The organism is Flavobacterium sp. PS2 (genome assembly GCF_046250155.1).
GTDB lineage: Bacteria > Bacteroidota > Bacteroidia > Flavobacteriales > Flavobacteriaceae > Flavobacterium.
The window spans coordinates 5,137,237-5,160,857 of record NZ_CP176426.1; the positions used below are offsets into that span (position 1 = coordinate 5,137,237).

The 23,621-nt window shown below is 32.5% G+C and carries 22 protein-coding genes; 13 read left to right on the top strand and 9 right to left on the bottom strand.

Translation table 11 applies throughout. From position 1 onward, the window contains the following. Nucleotides 1-3: 3 nt before the first annotated feature. From ACJ6WR_RS22145 to ACJ6WR_RS22160, 4 genes are read left to right on the top strand one after another with little or no spacing between them, the layout of a single operon-like run. Nucleotides 4-1,191, top strand: coding sequence for a delta-aminolevulinic acid dehydratase (locus tag ACJ6WR_RS22145; protein ID WP_409416522.1), 1,188 nt, complete (start codon nt 4-6; stop codon nt 1,189-1,191). Between the two features lie 2 nt (nt 1,192-1,193). Further along, complete coding sequence (locus tag ACJ6WR_RS22150) at nt 1,194-1,892, top strand: WecB/TagA/CpsF family glycosyltransferase (protein ID WP_039114656.1); 699 nt, start codon at nt 1,194-1,196, stop codon at nt 1,890-1,892. 48 nt (nt 1,893-1,940) lie between these two features. Then, nucleotides 1,941-2,705 carry a polysaccharide biosynthesis/export family protein gene (locus ACJ6WR_RS22155; protein ID WP_409416523.1) on the top strand — a complete coding sequence of 255 codons (765 nt, stop codon included), beginning with the start codon at nt 1,941-1,943 and terminating at the stop codon, nt 2,703-2,705. Nucleotides 2,706-2,712: 7 nt separating this feature from the next. Next, entirely contained in the window at nt 2,713-5,073 is a 2,361-nt protein-coding gene (locus ACJ6WR_RS22160) for a GumC family protein (RefSeq protein WP_409416524.1), read from the top strand. Between the two features lie 100 nt (nt 5,074-5,173). On the opposite strand, the gene ACJ6WR_RS22165 is transcribed toward ACJ6WR_RS22160, so the two are convergent. Next, a complete protein-coding gene (locus tag ACJ6WR_RS22165; protein WP_409416525.1) occupies nt 5,174-5,908 on the bottom strand; it encodes a tyrosine-protein phosphatase in 735 nt (244 codons plus the stop codon). A 229-nt stretch (nt 5,909-6,137) separates the two neighbouring features. Next, nucleotides 6,138-6,983, bottom strand: a complete 846-nt coding sequence (locus ACJ6WR_RS22170) for an AraC family transcriptional regulator (RefSeq protein WP_409416526.1) — start codon at nt 6,981-6,983, stop codon at nt 6,138-6,140. 116 nt (nt 6,984-7,099) lie between these two features. Here ACJ6WR_RS22170 and ACJ6WR_RS22175 point away from each other — a divergent pair, with 116 nt between their 5' ends. The 9 genes from ACJ6WR_RS22175 to ACJ6WR_RS22215 all read left to right on the top strand — a co-directional run bounded on the left by ACJ6WR_RS22175 (nt 7,100) and on the right by ACJ6WR_RS22215 (nt 15,045). Next, a complete protein-coding gene (locus ACJ6WR_RS22175; RefSeq protein WP_409416527.1) occupies nt 7,100-7,879 on the top strand; it encodes an acetolactate decarboxylase in 780 nt (259 codons plus the stop codon). Between the two features lie 44 nt (nt 7,880-7,923). Continuing rightward, nucleotides 7,924-9,345 carry an L-dopachrome tautomerase-related protein gene (locus ACJ6WR_RS22180; RefSeq protein ID WP_409416528.1) on the top strand — a complete coding sequence of 474 codons (1,422 nt, stop codon included), beginning with the start codon at nt 7,924-7,926 and terminating at the stop codon, nt 9,343-9,345. Nucleotides 9,346-9,370: 25 nt separating this feature from the next. Further along, nucleotides 9,371-9,727 carry a hypothetical protein gene (locus tag ACJ6WR_RS22185; protein ID WP_131450978.1) on the top strand — a complete coding sequence of 119 codons (357 nt, stop codon included), beginning with the start codon at nt 9,371-9,373 and terminating at the stop codon, nt 9,725-9,727. Nucleotides 9,728-10,041: 314 nt separating this feature from the next. Beyond that, entirely contained in the window at nt 10,042-10,992 is a 951-nt protein-coding gene (locus tag ACJ6WR_RS22190; RefSeq protein ID WP_409416529.1) for a polysaccharide deacetylase family protein, read from the top strand. A gap of 11 nt (nt 10,993-11,003) precedes the next feature. Beyond that, a complete protein-coding gene (locus tag ACJ6WR_RS22195; protein WP_039114647.1) occupies nt 11,004-11,384 on the top strand; it encodes a hypothetical protein in 381 nt (126 codons plus the stop codon). Nucleotides 11,385-11,404: 20 nt separating this feature from the next. Then, nucleotides 11,405-12,418, top strand: a complete 1,014-nt coding sequence (locus ACJ6WR_RS22200) for a zinc-binding alcohol dehydrogenase family protein (RefSeq protein ID WP_409416530.1) — start codon at nt 11,405-11,407, stop codon at nt 12,416-12,418. 14 nt (nt 12,419-12,432) lie between these two features. Continuing rightward, on the top strand, nt 12,433-12,816 hold the full coding sequence (locus ACJ6WR_RS22205; protein ID WP_409416531.1) for a cupin domain-containing protein: 384 nt from the start codon (nt 12,433-12,435) through the stop codon (nt 12,814-12,816). Nucleotides 12,817-12,841: 25 nt separating this feature from the next. After that, on the top strand, nt 12,842-13,948 hold the full coding sequence (locus ACJ6WR_RS22210; protein WP_409416532.1) for an alkene reductase: 1,107 nt from the start codon (nt 12,842-12,844) through the stop codon (nt 13,946-13,948). A 236-nt stretch (nt 13,949-14,184) separates the two neighbouring features. Further along, nucleotides 14,185-15,045 (top strand): hypothetical protein, encoded by an 861-nt coding sequence (locus ACJ6WR_RS22215; protein ID WP_409416533.1) that lies wholly within the window; start codon nt 14,185-14,187, stop codon nt 15,043-15,045. Between the two features lie 171 nt (nt 15,046-15,216). Here ACJ6WR_RS22215 and nagB read toward each other — a convergent pair whose 3' ends face one another. From nagB to kduI, 7 genes are all read right to left on the bottom strand, one after another. After that, complete coding sequence (nagB, locus tag ACJ6WR_RS22220; protein ID WP_409416534.1) at nt 15,217-17,145, bottom strand: glucosamine-6-phosphate deaminase; 1,929 nt, start codon at nt 17,143-17,145, stop codon at nt 15,217-15,219. A gap of 261 nt (nt 17,146-17,406) precedes the next feature. After that, nucleotides 17,407-18,678 (bottom strand): MFS transporter, encoded by a 1,272-nt coding sequence (locus ACJ6WR_RS22225; protein WP_409416535.1) that lies wholly within the window; start codon nt 18,676-18,678, stop codon nt 17,407-17,409. Nucleotide 18,679: 1 nt separating this feature from the next. Further along, nucleotides 18,680-19,345 (bottom strand): bifunctional 4-hydroxy-2-oxoglutarate aldolase/2-dehydro-3-deoxy-phosphogluconate aldolase, encoded by a 666-nt coding sequence (locus tag ACJ6WR_RS22230; protein ID WP_409416536.1) that lies wholly within the window; start codon nt 19,343-19,345, stop codon nt 18,680-18,682. After that, nucleotides 19,338-20,348, bottom strand: coding sequence for a PfkB family carbohydrate kinase (locus tag ACJ6WR_RS22235; RefSeq protein WP_409416537.1), 1,011 nt, complete (start codon nt 20,346-20,348; stop codon nt 19,338-19,340). The genes ACJ6WR_RS22230 and ACJ6WR_RS22235 overlap by 8 nt, the downstream gene beginning before the upstream one ends. A gap of 6 nt (nt 20,349-20,354) precedes the next feature. Then, nucleotides 20,355-21,149 carry a gluconate 5-dehydrogenase gene (locus tag ACJ6WR_RS22240; RefSeq protein ID WP_039116544.1) on the bottom strand — a complete coding sequence of 265 codons (795 nt, stop codon included), beginning with the start codon at nt 21,147-21,149 and terminating at the stop codon, nt 20,355-20,357. Nucleotides 21,150-21,593: 444 nt separating this feature from the next. After that, nucleotides 21,594-22,724 carry a DUF4861 family protein gene (locus tag ACJ6WR_RS22245; protein ID WP_409416538.1) on the bottom strand — a complete coding sequence of 377 codons (1,131 nt, stop codon included), beginning with the start codon at nt 22,722-22,724 and terminating at the stop codon, nt 21,594-21,596. Nucleotides 22,725-22,730: 6 nt separating this feature from the next. Continuing rightward, the gene (gene kduI, locus ACJ6WR_RS22250) at nt 22,731-23,573 is read right to left on the bottom strand and encodes a 5-dehydro-4-deoxy-D-glucuronate isomerase (protein ID WP_409416539.1); all 843 of its coding nucleotides are present in this window, start codon (nt 23,571-23,573) and stop codon (nt 22,731-22,733) included. Between the last annotated feature and the right edge of the window lie 48 nt (nt 23,574-23,621).

The following is a 23,621-nucleotide window of genomic DNA, read 5'->3' on the forward strand; positions in this document are numbered from 1 at the left end:
CTAATGAATTTAGATAAATCTTTTCTTAAACTAAAATCATATTGTGAATATCAGAACTTTAAAGGTTGGGATCCTTATGATGGTTTAAATTCTAAAATTTTTAATGCACTCCCATTTAAGCAATGGGATTTAGCAAGATTAGCATGGATTCAAGGGTTTAAAAGATCACCTATTAATTTTAGGAAGATTTTTTTTGTTCCAAAACAATATAATGCAAAAGGTATTGGTCTGTTCTTATCAGGTTATTGTAACCTGTATGAACTAGCTAAAAAAGGGAATAACAGTTTTGACAAGAAAGAGGAGTTTCTTGAAAAAATTATTTTCCTTGCAGATTTGTTATTAGAATTACAAAATAAACACTATTCAGGAGTATGTTGGGGATATAATTTTGATTGGCAAGCGCGTCGTCTTTTTTTATTCCCTAAAAACACACCAACGGTTGTTGCTACAACTTTTTGTGCTTCGGCATTATTTGAAGCATATGAGATTACTAAAAACGAGATTTATCTTAAAACTGCTTTAAGTTCAGCAGATTTTGTTCTGAATGACCTTGGAAGAACACCACATTTTAATGGTTTTCTTTTTTCATATAGTCCGTTAAAAGGGAATAATACTGTTTATAACGCTTCATTACTTGGTGCAAAATTATTGAGTAAATGTTATAATTATACTAAGGATTCTAATCAAAAAGAAACTGCAAAAAATGCCGTAATAGCTGCTTGTGATGGACAACAAAAAGATGGTTCTTGGGTATATGGTCTTTTACCAGTGCAGTCTTGGATTGATAGTTTTCATACAGGCTACAATTTAGACGCAATAAGTACTTATCAGAATTGTACGGATGACTTTACTTTTTCAGAAAATATTGAGCGAGGCTTTAAATATTATATAGAAAATTTTTTTGAAGCTGACGGAAAACCAAAGTATTATCATAATCAAACTTATCCTATAGATATACATTGTCCTGCACAATTATTTGTAACGCTGTCGAGTCTTAACAAATTTATGAATAATAAAGGGTTAGCTAAAAAAATCATGGAATGGACAATTAATAATATGCAGGATCCTAAAGGATATTTTTATTACCAATTGAAAAAGGGGGTAAGTTCAAAAATTTCGTATATGCGCTGGAGTAATGCTTTTATGTTTAACGCTATGACTCAATTTTTAAAAGAAAATTCAAAATTATAATTATGGAATCAAGTTTTTCAAATGGCGTTAATATTTATGCCCCTCAATCTAGAATTGAACTTATAAATTATGCTGTTTTTAATCATAAAATTTTAGTTGCTGTAAACGCAGAAAAAATACTCCATGCAACTAATAAAAGTCGCTCTATTATAAACAGAAATTTAGGATATCCTGACGGAATAGGAGCGGTTTGGGCACTTCGCAAAAAAGGTTTTAAAAAAGCAGTAAAAATTCCTGGATGCGAACTTTGGTTAGATATAATTGCTGCATATCATACTACTAAAACATTTTATTTAGTTGGAGGAAAAGATGAAGTAATTGAAGCTACCGTGGTAAATTTAAAAAAAGATTTTACAGGGATTCAGATTTTAAATTACAGAAATGGTTTTTTAAAAACGGATGAAGAAAAAGAAAATCTAATAAAAGATATAGTCGAGAAACAACCTGATATTGTTTTCGTAGCAATGGGTTCTCCTAAGCAAGAATTGCTCATGGAAGAAATTCAAAAGAGACATAAAGCAACTTATCAAGGATTAGGTGGGAGTTTTGATGTGTTTACTGGTCATGTACAACGAGCACCAAAATGGTGGATAAATAACAATCTAGAATGGGCTTATCGTTTAGTATGTCAGCCTTTACGAATAAAAAGGCAAATTCATTTAATTCGATTTTTTGCTTTACTTCAGTTTAATAAGCTTTAAATAAATAAATAAATAAATAAATAAATAAATAAATAAATAAATAAAATCATGAATAAATACATTTACGCATTAGCATCCATTCTCTTGCTTTTGCAATCCTGTGCTTCCAAAAAAGATATTTTATATTTTCAAGACAGCACTGAATACATATCAAGCCGTATTGAGTATACAGGTTCGTTAATACAACCGAATGATATTTTAAGTATTACTGTGGGGGCAAAAGTTCCAGAAACGGTTATTCCTTATAATATTCAACAATTAGGTACAAATAGTATGTCTAATATTGAGACAATGAAATTGCAAGGATACTTAGTATCTCCTCAAGGCACAATTGTTTTTCCTGTATTAGGTGAAATTCCTGTAGTCAATAAAAGTACCTCTGAGCTAGAACAAGAACTAAAAAATGTATTAGAGATAGGAGGTCATTTATTAAACCCAACTGTAAGTATTCGTCTTTTAAACGCTAAAGTTACTGTACTGGGGGAGGTAAATAAGCCAGGAACATATTCTTTTACAGAGCAATACCTTACTTTACCTCAAGCTCTAGGATATGCAGGAGATTTAACTATTAATGGTAAAAGAAAAGATATAATACTTATCAGAGAATCACTAGGTATACGTACTATTAAACACCTAGATCTTACTACGACCGATTGGATGAATAATCCAGATTATACTATCAGACAGAACGATGTACTAGTAATAAATCCTAATAATTCTAAAGTAAAAACATCCGGCTATATAGGAAATGCAGCTACCATATTAACGATAGCTTCTTTGGTATTAAGTTCGGTTATTTTGTTAACACGATAATTTTGAGATGGATAAAAATATAACTAAAAATAGTTTTTTAGACTTTGACGAAAAAGAGACTACTATAAATTTTGTAGAATCATTTAAAAAATATTTGCGCTATTGGCCTTGGTTCTTGGGTGCAATGCTTCTTTCTCTTTTAATTGCATTTACATATTTACGTTATGCAGATGTTATATATACAACAGAAGCTAAAGTTAAACTTATAGATGATAAAAAGAATACTAATTTTTCTCTGGATATCTCCAAAGCATTTAGTAAATCTGCTATTAACTTAGAAAACGAAATTGCTTTGTTTAACTCATATCGTCTTTCTGAACAAGTAGTGCAGAATTTAAAATTAAATGTAATTTATATTTCAAAAGGAAAAATAAATTCTAAAATAAATTTTAATCCACCATTTGTAATCAATTATGCGCTACCACAAGATAGTTTATCAGATATAATACGGTATGACATAAGTATTACTAAAACAGGATATACAATTTTAGACACAGATTCAGGAAAGACCTTGAAAACTAAAGGATATTGGCTTAATAAACCGCTTCCTAATTTCCCGATTACAATCCAACCATCTGCGAATGAAAGTATAAACTCATTTGTTGATAATACGTATCAGATAATTTTAAAGCCTATTAGAGTAGCGACATTAGAGCTAACTAAAGCAGTACAGGTAACTGCAATGGGAAAAGATAGTGATATCATTTCATTAGTTTTAAAAAATTCTGATGGACAACACGCTCAAGTTATCTTGAATAATTTAATTAAAGTATTTGAAGAGGACGGAATTAAGGATAATCAACAAGTTTCCCGACGAACAATTGATTTTGTTGATAATAGATTTGTGTATTTAAAGCAAGAATTAGATGCGATAGAAATATCTAAAAAAGACTACAAGACAAGCAACAATCTAAGTTTTATTCAAGAAGATGCTGGAGTGAGTATAAAAATAAAGTCTGACAAGGAACAAGCACTCTTTGATGTAGAATCTCAATTATTATTGGTTAAACTTCTTCAGGATAATTTATTTAAACAGTCTGGTTTTGATCTTTTGCCTGCTGATATTGGAGTTCAAAATGCTACTATAAATCAGTTAATTACAGGTTACAATACATTAATATTAGAATATCAAAAGCTACAAACGAGTGCGGGTAGCAATAACCCATCGGTTCAAGTTGTGTTAAGTTCTCTTAAGAATCAAAAAGATAATATTATAAATTCTATAAAAGGCTACAAGCAACAATTAGAAACTACTCGTAATCAAGGTGTATTAGCTCAGCGAACTGCAGATGGTGCTTTTTCGACGTTACCCGAAAAAGAAAAAGTATTACGTAGTATAGAACGTCAGCAAAATCTAAAAGAAAACTTATATCTATTATTGCTTCAAAAAAGAGAAGAAGCTTCTATTAATCTAGCTGTTACAGTACCTAATACCAAAATTATAGATTATGCCATAACAAATAATATTCCTATTTATCCAAAAACAAGTTTTGTCTTTTTGATGGCCTTAATGTTAGGTTTATTTATTCCATTTGGCGCTTTGTATCTGCTTTTTAAATTTGACAATAAGATATACAGTACTAATGATATCGAAAAAATAAACAATCATATCCCTATTCTTGGAGAATTACCTTCATTACAAGAAAATAAAAATGAAAATAATGAAGCTAATTTAGAAGTATTGGAAGCGTTTAGAACGTTAGTTCATAACACCGAATTTATTACTCCATTTGATGATACTAAAAAAGGAAAAATCTTTTTTGTTACTTCATCTATTAAAGGCGAGGGGAAAACTTTTGTATCATTTAATTTAGCTAATACTCTTGCTCAATTAGGCAAAAAAATACTTATTGTAGGTACAGATTTAAGAAACCCACAATTGCATAAACATTTAGATCAATCTAAACTTGATAATAAAGGATTATCTAATTATTTACATAACAGTTCATTGGAATGGCAGGATTTACTCTATAAGAATAAAACAAACGATTTTTCTTTTGATGTATTGTTATCTGGAGATATACCACCTAATCCGATACTTTTATTATCGAGTAAAAGATTTACAACTTTTGTAAATGAAATAAAAGAACTGTACGATATTATAGTTTTTGATACGCCACCTACATTATTGGTTTCAGATTCATTAATTATTTCTAAATATGCAGATACAACCTTGTATGTTGTACGCTCAGGAATGACGGAGAAAAAATTAATTTCTTATTCTAGTAAACTAAATGAAGACAAAAAACTCAATAATATGGGGTATGTAATTAATGATATTGCCAGTGGGTATAATTATGGTCATAATTATGGTTATGGCAGATATGTTGAAAAGAAAACGTTATTTAATCGTTTATTTAAGAAGTAGTTGAATCTATATTAAATATGCTTTAACCGAAAAGGTCCTCATTTATATGAGGACCTTTTTTATTTTAAGCTATAATATATTGGAACATGATAAAGTGAAATTAATCTCTGTAAAAGATATTATTCTTCTGCATCAAATCACCAATTTTGTTCTTATTGAAGTAAATTGATTCAGTTGAAAATTGGTTCATTTGCTCTTCATTATGGATATCTGTACCTGTAAAATCATATAAATCTTTCTCGATTAAACGTTCAGCAGTTCTCTGAACTTCCCTGCCGTAGTAGCCAGTTAATGACAATAAATTAAGCTGGAAATAAACACCAAATGCTTTTAATTTTTCAAATTTATCAATATGCTTATGAAAATAAAAGTAACGTTCAGGATGCGCTATTATAATTTTATAATCTTTGCATTTTAATTCAAATAGCATTTCATACAAGTCTAATGGACAGCTTACAAGTGATAGTTCTACTAAAATGTATGAATCCTGTAAGCATAAAAGATTTTCTTTACTCAATCGTTCGATCAAAGTATTATCTAACATATATTCACTAGCATATCCTTTTAAAAAAGATTTTTCTTCTTCAGATTCTATGGCAACATTATATGCGGTTTTTATACTTGTGGGAGTATTATTCCAATATTTAGCAAAAGTGTGCGGTGTAGCTATCGCACCTGTAATATTGATTTTTTTCATGCCTGAAATAAGCATTTTAGTTTCTTCGATTGTTTTAGCACCATCATCAATTCCAGGTAAGAGATGGTTATGAATATCAATATAATGATTAGGTATTAAATCTTTTAAATAATAGCGGGATTTAAATAATGAAAACATATGGAATAGGTGTGTTTTTTGAATAGAACTTTAAAATATTCACTATTAGAGCAATTGTTTTTTGAGATTAAAAAAGATTTTAATTGTTTGTAAAACTCTCATTTAGAATATAAAGCAGTGCCGCAAAGGTAAGTGTATTTAGTTGTTTTATTAAATAAGTCAAAAACATAATTCTCCTGATTTAGGACAAAATAACACTTTTTAGACTTTTTAAGATTGTAAAAATCTATCATGGTTTCATGAATCCGGTAGGACTTACTTTTTTATACTTTTTATATATTTTATTAAAATGACTTGCATCTGTGAATCCTAATTTGGCAGCTATTTCATTTACATTATGGCGACCATTTTTAAGTAATTGATCAGCAGCTTTTAATTTTGTCTGAATAATATGTTGCTGAATCGAAACTCCACTGTGCTTTTTTACATAAATACTAATATAGTTGGGGGACATGGCAAATAACTCTGCTATATTTTCAATGCGCATTTTTTCAGCATCTAACGCATGTAGACGGGTATAACCTAATATTTGATTTAACTTATCAAGTTCTGTATTACTAGGGCATTGATCTCCGTGTTTAGAAGTAGAATGGCTTCTTGCAACCATCATCATTACTGCGCCAAAAAGCTCTAATACAACTTCACGACTGTAGGCACATTTTTTTGAAAATTCAATTAATAGTATTTTCAATAAGTTGCAAATATGTTCTTTATCTTCTTCATCTGATATCAAAGTTCCATCTACAGCAGATGGATTTTGTAAAAGAACTTTAATTATTTCCATCCATTTGGCAGTTTTGCCTCCTTCTAGTTTTTCTATAAAAAGTTGCTCTGTAAATTTCACGAAAATGAAGCTTGTATTTTCCTCTATCTCAAAAGAATGGGAATCTTCTGGTCTTAATAAAAAAGCATCTCCCTCTTTATAATTGAACATGGTTTCGTTTAGAATGTGATTACCACTTCCTTTCTCTATAAAAATGAATTCATAAAAATTGTGTTTGTGTGTTGGAAATTCCCATTCGTCGAGCTGTAATCTAAATACATTTAAGGAATGATAGCTACTAAAACGTTTCATATACTGATGATTAATTTATACAAAAATACAATGAAAATCTACAATATATCTTAGTTGTTAAAAAATATCTTTGCTTTTATAATCCTTTCTGTGTAAACAGAATAATAAATTAAACAATGAGAAAAAAATTAACAACAATAGCTTCTTTAATTACTACTGCTAGTTTCTTAGCAGTAAATGGGCAAGTTCAGGAAGAGAAGCCAATTTTCCATTATTCTGTAATGGACGCAATGCGAAACGGTGTTTACATAGGTGATCTTAGTATAAAATCACTTGCTGCTAAAGGAAGTTTCGGATTAGGCACTTATAATCATCTCGATGGTGAAATGATTGCTCTGGATGGTATTTTTTATCGTATAGCTTCGGATGGACGTGTTACAAAAGCAGAAGTTGAACGAGAAGTTCCATTTGCATCGGTTGCTTTTTTTAGAGCAGACAAAGAATTTGAGGTGAGTGGTATTAAAAATATTGAAATGCTCCAAAAAGAAATCATAAGCAAACTCCCATCTGCAAATAAGCCATATGCATTACGAATAGAATGTGTTTTTGAATCTATTGTAGTGGGTGGCGCAAATAAACTCGAAGACTGGAATACTACAGGTTTAGCTGAGTTAATGAAAACAAGGCCTTTATATAAAAAAGAAAATATTTCGGGAACTCTGGTTGGCTTTTATAATCCACCATCTTTTGCAGCTATCGATTTGTCACCGTTTCATTTTCACTTTATATCAAATGATAAAACATATGGGGGACATTTGGTTTCTGGAGAATTATCTTCTGTAAAAATAAAAATTAGTATAGACGAAAAATCAGGTTATGAGATTCTTTTGCCAAAGCAAAATAAAACTTTTGATAAACCTTGGCCGCAGCAAAGCAATACCAAAAGCTCTTACTAATAATTGAAGGGAAAATCTATTTCAAATAATTAAATACAATAAAAATGATAAAATTAAAATTAACAATATTGGCAATTGCTGTAATGACTTTGATTACGAATAGTATGACAGCACAAAATATAAAAGAGATACAACATATTAAGTTTGATGATTTGGGTTGGGAACAGTTGGGAGATAAATTACAACGAAAATATGTATATGGAGAGCAAGGAATGTTAGCTTTATTTAAGATGGATAAAGGAGCAAAAGTACCTTTGCACCAGCATCCTAATGAACAAACATCTTACATTACAAAAGGGAGCGTAAAAGTAACTATGCAAGGCAAAGATTATATCGTTAAGGCTGGAGAAGTACTTATAATTCCAGGGAATATACCACATCAATTTGAATGTCTTGAAGATGGAACACTCGATGTTGACTTTTTTGCTCCTCCTCGTAAAGACTGGATAGAAGGTACTGCAAGTTATTTTGGGAACGCTAATAAAACTAATAACAATCTAGAAGTTGTAGCAGCAATGGATATACGTCCGGGGGATGTAGCTGTATCGGCAGAAGGTCGTGTTTTTGCAACTATACACCCGCTAGGAAGTCAAAAAATACAATTGGTAGAAATTGTAAATGGTAAAGCAATTCCTTATCCATCTGAAAATTTTCAGAAGAATGGTAAAAAAGCTACTGATGCTACATTTGATGCAATGCTAGGACTTATTTTTGATAAAAACAATCAATTATGGGTTATCGATATGGGGCTTGAACTTGGTAAAACAAGGCTTTGGGCTTTTGATATTAGCAAAAATAAAGTAACTCAAAAAATCGAATTACCTTCATCTGTAGCTCCCAAAGGAACTTTTACTCAAGATGTAGCAATAGATGAAAAGAATGGTTTTGCTTATTTAGCTGATATTGCCAATCCGGGAATTATTGTACTGAATTTAAAAACTAAAAATGTTCGTAGATTTAGCGGACATACTTCATTGCAAGCAGAAGATAAAGATATGATTATTAAAGGTAAGGTTACCCATTTTGGCGGTAAACCGGCTCGTGTGGCTATTGATCCTATTACGCTTTCGAATGATCGAGAAACTATATTTTTTGGAGCTATGAATGGTTCTTCTTGGTATAAAGTGTCTGCAAAACTGTTAAGAGATGGTAAAAGTGATGCTGTAATTGGTAATTCGATAGAAAGAGTTGGAAGCAAACCTTTTAGTGACGGAGCAATTACGGATGCAGATGGCAATCATTATTTTACTAACTTGCAAGAACATGCTATTACCAAACTAGATGCTAAAGGTAAATTAACCAATATTATACAAGATAGTGAAAGAATATTATGGCCTGATAATGTTTACCAAGGTCCAGATGGATGGATGTATATTTCAGTAAACCAACTTGATAGTTCGCCTGCATTTACAGGAGCTGGTGATGAGGGCAAACCACCTTATTATATTTATCGTTTTAAAAAATAGACTAATTAAATACTTAAAAGCAACTATGTTTACATTCTTCAAGATTTCTGTTTATACGGCTGTAGTAGCTTTTTTTATACTAAGTTTAATTACGCTTAGTGATGTTTTTATTCATAGTAATCAATTTCGTTTTTATGTATTGACTGTTATAGCAGCAGTGATATTTTTTGCGATAGGTTTTACGGGAATTATCATCTATAAAAATTTCAAAAATATCTATGAATACATTTCAAAAGATAATGAACAAAATTTAGCAAGAGGATCTATTCGAAAATTGTTAATGATTTTTGGATTAATGGCAATTGCAATTACGCTATTTACATGCTCACTTTGCATGGGATTATTAGAGAGAATGAGTAGCGGAACTGCTTTATTTGGGTAACAAAAATCCCAATTAATATAAACATACTTATACTAGTTTAGGTAAAAGAAAGCACACAATAATTTTTTATAATTTTATTGTGTGCTTTTCTTTTTATATAGATTATTAAATCAACGTATGTTGGTTAATTATAAGTGATTATGATTTTGTTTACTTGTTGTTAATATTCAAATTTAATATGAAATTGTATTCTATAAAGATTATAAAAACAAATCTAACTGGTTAATCGAAATTTACAAACATTCAATGATATTTTACAACAAAACAGATGTAGAACCATATTAACTTTGTTAAAAATTTTAAACTTATAAAAAATGAATTCAACTTTTTTCAAAACAATAATAACTTCAATTTTCATGATGTTATTTTTATCATTTAATGCACAGACAAAAAAAGAAAACAGTACTAAAAGTTGGCCAAATGGAGCTCAATTAGTAATTTCAGTATCCATGCAATTCGAAACAGGAGGCCAACCAGAAGGTGCAGAAAGTCCGTTTTCTGGAAGTCCATTACCCAAAGGACAACCGGATTTACCTGCCGAAAGTTGGTTTCGTTATGGAGCAAATGAAGGGATTTACAGAATGCTGGATTTATGGAAGAAATACGATATTAAAGTTACTTCGCATGTAGTAGGTGAAGCTGCTGTAAAATATCCCGAAATTGCAAAAGCTATTGCAAATGGTGGTCATGAAATCGCAGCTCATGGAATGTCATGGAGTAATCAATGGAATATGAGTTATGCTGATGAATTAGCATTTGTAAAAAAAGGGATTGATACTGTAGAATCTATTACTGGTAAAAGGGGAGTTGGATATAATGCAAACTGGTTACGCAGAAGTCCAAACACTCTAAAAGTATTGCAAGAACTTGGTTTTTTATATCATATCGATGATTTAAGTCGTGATGAACCTTTTATCACTAAAGTAAATGGGAAAAACTTTGTCGTAATGCCATATACACTTCGTAATAATGATATTGTAAATGTAGAGGGTAAACATTGGAGTCCAGATCAATTTTTGGCTCAATTAAAAATGGAATTTGACCAACTTTATGAAGAAGGAGCTACCAAAAGAAGAATGATGTCTATTAGTTTTCATGACAGAATAGGCGGAACTCCAGCGATGGTTAAAGCAATGGATACCTTTATTCAATATACAAAAACTAAAAAAGGAGTCGTATTTATGAGAAAGGATGATATCGCTAAGATGGTTCAAAATGATCCTAAAACGCCTATCGATAATGCCGAAGAAAAGTTTAATAACTAATTATAATTTCCATGCACATTGATCATACTACCATTCGAACAAGGGATATAGACAATACAAAAAAGTTCTTTATTTCTGTATTTGATTTAAAAGAAGGGAAACGCCCCGATGTGATCGAAAAATCTATTCCTGGTTATTGGTTATATGAAGGAAATGACCCAATAGTTCATGTCATTCAATCTAATTTAAGATTTCAGCAAAGTAGTAATTATGCTGCAGAAGCAATAGATCATACTGCGTTTTTTATGAATGGATATGAAAAATTTAAGTCAAAATTAGATTCACTAGCTGTGGATTATAGCACAATGGAATTAAAGGATATTAATGAAAAAAGAATCTTTTTGCATACTCCGACAGGAGTTTTGCTCGAAGCTGTTTTTAGAAATGAATAATAAATAAAACAATTAAAATTATGAAAGCAATAGGATTTAAAACATCACTACCAATAACTGAACAAAATAGTTTTTTAGAATTTGAAACTGCTAAACCTATACCAGGTGCAAATGATTTATTGGTAAAAATCAATGCGGTATCTGTAAATCCAGTAGATTTTAAAATTCGCCAGAATAGTGCTGTAAATACAGTTTTAGAAACTCCAAAAATTATCGGCTGGGATGCTGTAGGTATAGTAGAAGCTGTTGGTGAAAATGCAAACTTATTTAAAGTTGGCGACGAAGTATATTATGCAGGAGATATTACGAAACAAGGTAGCAATGCAGAATATCAAATTATAGATGAGCGCATTGTAGGCAGAAAACCAAAATCTCTTACGAATGCAGAAGCTGCCGTTATACCTTTAACAGGTTTAACAGCTTGGGAAATACTTTTCGACCGCATTCGTATTAATCCTGAAAAGGATAAAGGTAAAACGGTTTTAATAATTGGAGGGGCAGGAGGAGTTGGTTCTATTGCCATACAATTGGCTAAAAAAATAGCAGGTTTAACTGTTATCGCCACAGCATCTCGTCCGGAAACTATTGCTTGGTGCAAAGAGCAAGGAGCCGATTATGTGGTTAATCATAAAAACTTGATTTCTGCTGTTAGGGAATTAGGATTCGAAAATGTTGATTTCATTCTCGATTTTGTTGATACAAATTTTTATTGGGATATTATGGTGGATCTTATTAAACCTCAAGGACATATTGCTTCTATTACCGGAAGCAGTGACCCTGTTGCCTTGAATAAATTAAAGAACAAAAGCGTTTCGTTTTCATGGGAATTGATGTACACCCGTTCTATGTTTCAAACAAATGATATACAAGAACAACATAATATTCTCAATAAAATAGCTGATTTATTAGATAATGGAATACTCAAAACTACTTTGAATGAAACATTAACTGGTCTTACGGCTGATAATTTAAAAAAGGCACATCAACTATTGGAATCTGGAAAAACAATAGGAAAGATTGCTATTGAATTTTAAATTAAAAGATAAACATGCAAGCTACAATAATAAATCCTGCAGGAACCTGGGAACTGTGGACTGATGAATTACGCAATGAACTTAATAATGCTGAAAACAATAGGGTAGTAGGTGAAAAATTAGTTTTTGAAAATAAAGAATTTAAAGTTTGGACTATTCATTTACCTGCAGGAAAAGAACTTCCGTTTCATAAACATTGTTTGCGCTATTTCTGGACAGCACTCTCATCTGGCAAATCTATTTCTTACTATAATGATGGTTCTGTAAAGGAAATAATTTATGAAAAAGGAGATACAGTTTATTTTGATAAGCTTAATGAAGAGAATTTTTTCATTCATAATTTAAAAAACACTGGAGAAACAACATTGATTTTTTCAACAGTAGAATTCAAAAAATAAATTACAATTCTAAATTGACATAAAAATGAATTATCAAGAATTATTTCAGAAATATAACTTAAAAGGAATCGAATTACAAAACCGTTTTTTAATGGCTCCTATGACACGTTCTAGAGCTACACAACCCGGAGATGTTCCTAATGTATTAATGGCAGAATATTATGCTCAAAGGAGTATGGCAGGTATTATAATTACCGAAGCAACGCAAATTTCTATGCAGGGTATGGGATATGCAAAAACTCCAGGGATATATAGCCAGGAACAAATAGAAGGATGGAAACTAACAACAGATGCTGTACACAAAAAAGGAGGCAAAATATTTCTTCAATTATGGCATGTAGGCAGGGTAAGCAGTTCTAAAGTAAATGGATTGCAACCTATTGCTCCTTCGGCTTTACTGGCACAAAATACCAATGTTTATATTTTTGATGGCGCTCCAAATGGTGATGCTACTTTTATTCCTGTAGAAAAACCTAGAGAAATGACTAAAATTGATATCGATAACGTAATCCAAGAATTTGTTCAGGGTGCTAAAAATGCTATCGAAGCAGGTTTTGATGGTGTAGAGATTCATGGAGCAAACGGCTATTTAATCGATCAGTTTTTAAGAAGTAATAGTAATAAAAGAATCGATAAACATGGAGGTTCAAAAGAAAATAGAATCCGATTATTAATTGAAATTTCTAAAGCAGTAGTATCAGCTATTGGAAAAGAAAAAACAGGAGTAAGGCTTTCTCCTTTTATAAGCTTTAAAGATATGAACGATCCTGAGATTCTGGAAACTATTATGTTAGCTTCGGAGGAATTGAATAAATTAGATATTGCGTACATTCATCTTTGTGAAGCCGATTGGGATGATGCTCCACAAATTTCAAATGATTTCAGGAAAGAACTTAGAGCAAAATTTAAAAATACAATTATAGCCACTGGTAATAAAACCCCTCAAGAAGGTGAAAAATTAATAGAAAACAATTTGGTTGATTTAATTGGCTTTGGAAGAAAATTTCTGACGAATCCCGATTATCCAAAAAGAGTCAAATTAGATACCTCATTAAATGAAATATCAGATAATCATACTTTATTTGGTGGCGGCACAGGAAGAGGTTACACAGATTATCCTTTTGTGGGGTAAAATCTTAATTTAAGAAAAATTTAACTTGCGCAATCGATTGATAAAACTAGTGCTTACCTACGATTAATATGGGTTTATATTGGATTTAAATAAAAAAATAATTATTTTTATAGTATCAATTTATCTACAAATAACATTTTTTTTAACAATTGTATACGCGACTATTGTCTTGATTAAAGATTTTGCTTTATGCATTTAGATTGGTTTTAATTCTTAAAAATTTAATCTTTGAAAAAATGAAAATTCTTATTTTAAAAAAAATCACTTTTTTTATAATCCTTTTTTGCAGTGTAATTACCATGTCTGCTCAGGATAAAGTTGATACTGTTATTATGGTAAATGGAGAAAAAAGAGAAGGCAAAGTTGTATCGGTTAAAGATAATGCCATTAAGTTTATATTTAAGGGAGAATCCCTAGAATATGAATTTAAAAAGGCAGATATAAATGTAATCGTATTTGCCAGCGGAAGAACGGAAGTAGTTAATAAAACGGCTAGTTCCGAAACAATTTCACCAGTTTCTACATCTACAGATCGCAGAGGGAGAATAGCTATATTGCCTTTTGAGTTCATATCTAATGATCCTTCACTTAATGTTAATTCGATGGCTGAGCAGTTGCAAGCAGAAGGTTATTTGTCTGTTAAAGACAATACTTATGGTTTAGACTTGCAAGATCCTATTACAACAAATAGTATATTGGCTAAAAATAAAATTACACATGCTAATTTAAAATCGATAACTCCACAGGAAATGGCCGTATTACTAGGGGTTGAAAATGTTCTATACGGAATTGCCACTGTAACTAATAAAGGAACTTCGTCTTACGGAAGTGGTGTTTCTAGTTATAATGATAAAGAAACCCAAAACAAAGAAGGTCGAAAAGAAACTACTAAATCATCGGGTTCAGCATATAACTCTAATAATGCCACAACAATGATTAATTATGAAACTAAAATTAATCTGAATATTTATAACGATAAAGGATCGAACTTATACTCGGAATCTAGAAATTCTTTTGGAACCGGATTCGATGCTTACCACGCTACAATCAATTATCTTATAAAGCGTTGTCCGTTTGGATCTAAAGCAAAACATTAATAATTGATAATTGATAATTGATAATTGATAATTGATAATTGATAAAAAAGAGCGCTAAAGCGCTCTTTTTTATTAATTACTTTGAAAAAATAATTAGATTTTTTTATCCTTTAAACCTTTGTCCCTCGAGCCTTTGAACCTTTGAACCTTTTCGAAAAACCTTAGAACCTTTTAATAATGCCATCTCACGAAAGCTTCCATTGCAGCGTAACGTGATAAACCTAATTGGTTGTATAATTCGGCTGTTTCTGCATTTCTGTCTTCTGCTCTTTGCCAGAATTCACGTGCATCTGACCCTTGGAACACAACTCCATCTTTTTGAGATTGGTGTTTAAAGATTCCATGTCTTTTTGCTAATACCTGATCCGGACTCATTGGTACTGCCATTTCTACTTCGTCAATTCCCCATTCTTGCCATGCTCCACGGTATAACCATAACCAACAATCATCCATAAACGATTTTGGTTTTAATCGTTTTACTGCTTCAAAAATAGCATCCAGACATACTTTATGTGTTCCGTGTGGGTCGGCTAAATCTCCTGCTGCATAGATTTGATGTGGTTTGATTTTTTCGATTAAAGCCATTGTAAGCTGAATATCTTCTTCTCCAATTGGTTTTTTCTCGATTGTTCCTGTTTCATAAAATGGAAGTTCCATAAAATGAATTTGTTCGTCTGGCAAACCTACAAAATGACTTGTTGAGCGTGCTTCTCCTTTTCTAATCAATCCTTTTATGTAGCGAACTTCTGGAATATCAATCTCACTATTCTTTTTATTGGTCAAGAAGGTTACTGCTTTTTGATAGATATTTTCTGCTTCGGCGCTTTTGATTCCGAATTTCTCGTTGTAATCGGTAACGAATCTTGCAAAACGCAAAGCTTCATCATCTGCAACTGCAATATTCCCTGAGGTTTGGTATGCTACGTGTACTTCATGTCCTTGCTCTTGCAAACGCATAAATGTTCCTCCCATACTTATGATATCATCATCTGGATGCGGGCTGAATATCAATACTCTTTTTCTTGCTGGTTCTGCTCTTTCTGGGCGTTTGGTATCATCTGCATTTGGTTTACCTCCTGGCCATCCTGTAATGGTATTTTGCAGTTTATTAAATATCTTAATATTGATATCGTATGCTGGTCCTGAATCGGCTAGTAAATCGCTCATTCCATTTTCGATATAATCGGCATCGGTAAGCATTAGGATTGGTTTCTTTAAATCTAGTGCTAATCCTAAAACAGCTTTACGGGTTAGTTTATCTGTCCAAACAATTTTCTCTACTAACCATGGTCTGTTGATTCTTGTTAGTTTTGATGAGGCTTCTTTATCCAGAACAAAAACTACATTGTTATGCTCTTGCAAAAATGACGCAGGAATTCTATTGGTAACTTCTCCTTCTACAGATTTTTTTACAACGTCTGCTTTTCCTTCTCCCCAAGCTAATAGAATAACTTGTTTAGCTTCCATTATCTTTTTTACTCCAAGTGTAATGGCTGTTCTTGGCGTATTGTTTAACCCGAAAAAGTCTTTACTTGCTGCAACTCTGGTGATATGGTCTAAGGCTACTAATCTTGTTTTTGAGTTTTGTAAGGAACCCGATTCATTGAATCCGATATGTCCATTTGCTCCAATTCCAAGAACTTGTAGATCGATTCCGCCCAGAGCTTCTATTTTAGCTTCGTAATCTGCGCAATAATCTGCGATTTCTTCTTTAGTTAAAAGTCCGTCTGGAATATGGTAATTTTCAGGTAAAATATCTACTTGATCCATCAACAATTCTTTCATGAATCGTACGTAGCTATTTACTGAATCTGGCTCCATTGGATAGTATTCGTCCAGGTTAAAAGTGATTACGTTTTTAAAACTTAATCCTTCTTCTTTGTGTAAACGTACTAACTCAGCATATAATCCTTTTGGGGATGATCCTGTGGCTAATCCTAATACACATGATTCGTTTTTCTCTTGTTTTGACTTGATAAGTGCCGCTATTTGCTGCGCAACTGCTTTGGATGCATCGGTGGAATTCTCAAAAACTACCGTGTCAATATTTTCGAATCTTTTTTCGAAACCAGTTGATTTGTCTATTATACTTTTTATCATTTTAAATTTATTTTACCCATTGGGCGTAATTTATTTCAATATATAGTCCCAATCCCGAAGCGCAATGTCATTTAGTTAAGAAAAACAGCTACAATGCTGTACCGAATAAATCTCACGCAAAGTCGCCAAGCCGCTAAGTTTATGCCTAAAACCTTTGCGCTTTTGCGTCTTTGCGCGAAAACAATTAACCATAATTAGATAAAAAGAGCTTAACTTAATGACATTATCCGACGCTTCGGGATTGGGTTTCTTTATAAATAGTTATTTTTTAGTACTGGTTAAAAAATGCATCACTATCCAAGCCAATAAATAGGCAGAACCACACATGATAAATATGATATTATAACCTGCGGTAATATTTCCTAAGATTTTATAATGGTCTAAGATGATTCCTATTGCCAGAGGGAAAAGAATACCTCCAACAGAACCTGCCATACCACCGATACCTACAACCGAGCTGATATCTTTTTTAGGAAAATAATCAGATACTGTTGTAAAAATATTAGCACTCCAAGCTTGGTGAGCTGCTGCTGCCAAACTAATTAAGCCAACAGCTACCCATATATTTTTGGTAAACTGTGCCAACATTATTGGTAATACACAAACGGCGATAAAAAACATGGTTGTTTTGCGTGCTCGTTGTACATTCCATCCTTTTTTTATTAAATAGGAGGATAAATAACCGCCTCCAATACTACCAATAGTTGTGGCTGTATAAACAATTACCAATGGTAAACTTGGCTTCTTTAAATCAAGATTAAATGTTTCGGAAAAATATGAAGGCAACCAAAACAAAAAGAACCACCAAACAGGATCTGTCAATAGTTTCCCAAAGATGAAAGCCCACGTTTGTTTTACTTTAAATAAAGCAGTCCATTTTACAGGCACTTCAGTTTCTGAAACTACCTCATTGTCACTGTGGATATAGTCAAATTCTTCTTTGGATATTTTTTTATGTCTAGCAGGAGTTTCATAGTATTTCCACCAAAAAATCAGCCAAATAAAGCCAATAGCTCCAGTTATAACAAATGCTTCTTGCCAACCATAAGCACCTAAAATTGCAGGAACCATAATAGGAGCAACCACAGCACCAACATTGGCACCTGAGTTAAAAATACCTGTTGCAAGGGCACGTTCTTTTTTAGGAAACCACTCGGCTACAGATTTTATTGCAGCAGGAAAATTACCTGCTTCGGCTACGCCTAAACCAACTCTTGCTAATCCAAAACCAAACGTACTTTTGGCAAATGCGTGTGCTACGGCAGCAACACTCCAAAAGAAAACCGATACAGCATATCCTAGCTTAGTTCCGATTTTATCAATCCATCTTCCAAAACCTATAAGACCAATGGCATATGCTGCTGAAAAAGCCATAACAATATTGCTATAATCAGTTTCTGTCCAATGGAATTCTTTCTCTAATGTGGGCTTTAACAAACCAATTACTTGCCTGTCGATATAGTTAATGGTTGTTCCAAAAAACAATAGGGCTAAGATGCCATATCGAACTCTTTTTTCTGAAGTTATATTCATTTTAAGAATGTTTACAAGATTGAATTAGAATAGTAACTTTTGTAATATAATCCGAAAGTGCATCAAAATTATTCTCTTCAATTGCACTGGTTTTTAAAAGTTTGCTTCCCATACCTACAGCAGATACGCCTGCATCAAACCATGATTTTAGGTTTTGTTCTTCTGGTTCAACTCCGCCAGTAGGCATAAAAAGGAGATCAGGAAAAATGTCTTTTATAGATTGCACGTAAGATGCTCCAACTAAATTTCCTGGAAATATTTTTACTAATCTAGCTCCATAAACTTGCGCCTGATGAATTTCTGTAGGTGTTAAACAACCCGGAATCCAAGCTAAATTATGCTCTAAAACAATTTTTGCAACCTCGGCAGAAACTATAGGACTTACTATAAAATCAGCTCCTAAGTCTATAAATTCTTTGGCCGCTTCAGCCGTTTTTATAGTACCAATTCCTAGCAATAAATCGGGCATTTCTTGTGAAGCTATAGTCCTTAATGCTTCAAAGTTTGTTAAAGCATTTTTACCTCGATTTGTATATTCTACAATACGAATACCTGATTGATATAAAGCTTTTAATATACTTATACTTAAATCTTTACTTTCATGATAATATAAAGGCAACAAACCCGAATGAATGATTTGTTGAATAACTTTTTCTGACTTATTCATTTTGCTTTATTAACTGTTCGATTTCTTCTACTGGGAATGTTGTAGCATCACCTTTTATAAATAATTTTTGATAGGCTGCTCTTGCAGCAAAATCTACTATTTGTTGTGGCTCTTTTCTATGTAATATTCCATAAATAAGTCCAGCCATAAAACAATCTCCAGTTCCAACTTTGTCTATTGTATTTGCAGCAAACAAAGTTTCGCTTTTATAACTATTTCCTTTTTGATACAATGTTCCAAAATAGGTTACACTATCTTCTTTACTAAAGCGGAAAGTGTTCGCAACGATATTACAATTAGGATATTTTGCCAAGATTTCTTGAGAACTTGCATTGGCTTGCTCTACTAAATGAATTTCTTTTTCGGATGCTATTAATTGCTGATTAATACCTATTTCGAGCATTTTTTCTGCCGACCAAATATTCCCCATAATTACATGAGCGTAACTAGCTAGTTTAGGCATTACTTCGTTAGGTTCTGAGCCATATTTCCAAAGTTTTTCTCTGTAATTCAAATCCAAAGAAATTGCAATTCCTTTTTTTGTGGCAACAAGTAAAGCTTCTTCACAAAGTGCAGCAATTTTTGCATTTAAAGCTGGTGCAATGGCTGTAAAATGAAACCAGGAAACACCTTCAAAAACTTCTTCCCAGTTTATGCTAGACGGTTCTAGTTCTGAAAAAGAAGAATATTTACGGTCATAAATTACGCCTGCATTCTTAACATCTGCTCCTTGATTAAGGTAATAGGAACCAATTCTTTCCCCAGACTTAATTACTGTAGTTGTATCAACCCCCATTTTGTTATAATAAGCAAGAATGGTAGCCGACAAAAAATGGTCGGGTAGGGCGGTACAATAGGCCACAGGAACATTCCATTTTGCCAATGCCAATGCAACATTACTTTCGGCACCACCTACATAAGCCGACATATCTTGTTGTTTGGGAAAGTTTTCCCCCATGCTATATCGTAAAAGGATTTCCCCAAAACAAAGTACTTTACCCATGATGTATTATGCTTCGTTTGATGGTTTTCCTATTGTAGCAAGTATTCCACCATCTACATACACAATATGTCCGTTTACAAAATCACTTGCTTTAGAACTTAAAAATATTGCTGCTCCTTGTAAATCCTCAGGATCTCCCCAACGACCAGCTGGCGTTCTACCTATAATAAACTCATTAAAAGGATGTCCATTTACTCTAATCGGTGCAGTTTGGCTTGTAGCAAAATATCCAGGACCAATTCCGTTAGTTTGTATATTAAACTTAGCCCATTCCGTAGCCATATTTTTGGTTAGCATTTTTAACCCTCCTTTTGCAGAAGCATAAGCACTTACGGAGTCTCTACCAAGTTCGCTCATCATAGAGCACATATTTATAATTTTTCCGCCTCCGCGAATAATCATTCCTTTGGCAACATTTTTAGAAACGATAAAAGGTCCTGTTAAATCTACTTTTATTACAGCTTCAAAATCTGCAACTTCCATTTCTATTATTGGAGTTCTTTTAATGATTCCTGCGTTATTAATTAAAATATCTATTGGTCCAACTTCGGCTTCTATCTTGTTTATTGCTTCTATTACAGCAGCTTCATCGGTAACATCAAAAATATATCCGTAAGCTTCAATCCCCACAGATTTATATTCTGCAACTGCATTATTTACAGCTTCTTGTGATGAATGATCATTTATTACAATTTTTGCACCTGCATGTCCAAGACCTTTTGCCATTGCCATTCCCAGACCGTGAACTCCTCCTGTTATAAGTGCTGTTTTCCCTGTTAAATCAAATAAGTTAATTGACATTTTTTTTCTTTTTTATAGTTAATAGTATTCTGAGTTATTGTTATCCTAACAGGTTTTTAAAACCTGTTAGGTATTATTCTTGTATTCTTAAATTATACCAACAAGGTTTAAAACCAAAGGTCTAAGGGGCTTTAGTTTTACACAAAATAATCCCCAAACTTGTCATTTCGACGAAGGAGAAATCTCCACGAGTAGCTCAATAATTTAAGAAAAACCTGTGAGTTAGTTTCTTACGGAGATTTCTCCTTCGTCGAAATGACAAAAATGCGCAGACCAACTTTAAACTTGAGCTTTTATCAAAATTCCTTGGATCTTTGGTTTAAAACCTTGCAGGATTGGTGCTAAATTCTTTTCAAAAAAGGCATAAGTATGGCTGTCAACTACAATTTAATGCGCTGACTAGGTATATTTATCTAAAGTTTTTATTTGAGTGCTACTGTAGCTTTATTCGACTTTTACAATTAATGGATTTTTTAGTTGCTGATAAAAATTATCCAAATAAGTAAACCATTGTTTTGCATCGGTAATTTTTCCTGCTTTATTCCAAGCTGCTCCTGTGTAGTACACGATAGGTTCGTTATTTACAACGGTCGTTTTTCCTAATATTTGTGTTTTATCTACCCACATACTTTTTACTGGTGTAGTTAGTATAGAACCAACTCCAGTAGTTCCGTCTTCACCAAATGTAGGTTCCCAATATCCCATAATACCTTGTTGTTCATTTAATGAAATAACTCCGGCTTCTGGTCTTTTGCTTAAGCCAACTACAACTTCCATAGGTTTATTTCCATTAAATGTATAGGTATTTTCTACACGATTAAGTTGTGATCCAGCATCTATAGAAATGATTTTTGTAGCTTTAACTTCTATTCCTCCAGCAATCCAGCTGTCGTAAGTTAATTGAAATGTACTGCGCAAAGGCCCATTGTCTAGCACTAACCATTTGCGATAATTTCCCGAATAGCGGATACTGTCATTTACATATGGTGCCATATTTCCTGCGCCCAATGTAGGGCCAACGTGGTAATAATCCATTCCGTTGCCACTATCGATATGGTAATTTACAATCTTATAACGTTCGTTAATGACCATTTTATCGGTTCTTTTTACCCAAACATCAAATCCAGAAGCATCTTCCTTTGTGTTTTCTATGGCTTTACCGTAGGCACGAAAGGCTATTTTGTCATTTTCCCAAGCAAAATCATCTTTGCGTTCTGGTACATAACGCGCATAAGTTTTGGTTGCAAAAGTTTCTGGTTTACCTTTTTGTATTACCAGGATAAGTGACGCTTTTGCTTTAGCATTAACTTGTACTAAAAGATTTTGAATTGTGGAAAGTCCGCGGTGTTCTAACTGAAAAGGAACTTGTTTTTTTGTCGCCTGATTAATCACAACAAAATTTGCTGTATCTATTTGAGGATAACGTGATAAAACCGTTGCCCATTTTATAGCTACAACAGCTTCTTTTCGTTCCTGAGCCGAATTATTCTGAATGGTAATTGTTGCTTTTGTTTGTGCAAAAACACCTAACGGCGAGACAAAAGCAAGGCAAAGAAAGAGTTTAATCAATTTCATAATCACTTATTTTAAATCGTTAATAGCACAATGATCCATATCTCCATAATCTAAATTTTCTCCTGCCATTCCCCAAATAAAGGTATAATTAGAGGTTCCTGATCCTGAATGGATAGACCAATTAGGAGAGATTACGGCTTGCTCATTTTGCATCCAGATATGTCTTGTTTCTTGTGGTTGTCCCATAAAATGGCAAACACTTTGATTTTCGGGTACTTCAAAATAGAAATAAGCTTCCATACGGCGATCATGTGTGTGCGCTGGCATAGTATTCCAAACACTACCTGATTTTAGCTCTGTCATTCCCATTTGAACCTGACAGGTTTGTACCACACTATTTACAATTAATTTATTTATAATGCGATGATTTGCCGTTTCCATAGTTCCTAATTCTACAATCTCAGCATCGGCTTTTGTTACTTTTTTTGATGGATATTTGTGGTGAGCAGGAGCAGAGTTTAAATAAAATTTGGCTGGAGAATTAGCATCTACAGATTCAAAAATTACTTCTTTTATATCTTTGCCCAGATATAAAGCTTCTTTAAAATCTATTTCAAATCTTTCGCCATCAGCGGTAATAATTCCTTTTCCGCCTACATTAATGATTCCAATTTCTCTTCTTTCCAGAAAATATTCCGCTTTTAAATCGGTAGGATTAGGTAATACAATTTTTTGGTTTACTGGCATTGCTCCACCAATAATATATCTATCGTAATGTGATAAGGTTAGTTTTACTTGTTCTGCGCTAAAAATAGTTTCGATTAAAAAATTTTCGCGTAATGTTTCTGTATCCATTTGTTTTGCTTCTTTTGGACTTACTGCAAAACGGCTTTCAAAATTGGTATTCATAATAATTTGGTTTGTTTTGTATTATTGAAATTTCAGTTTTTTACACTG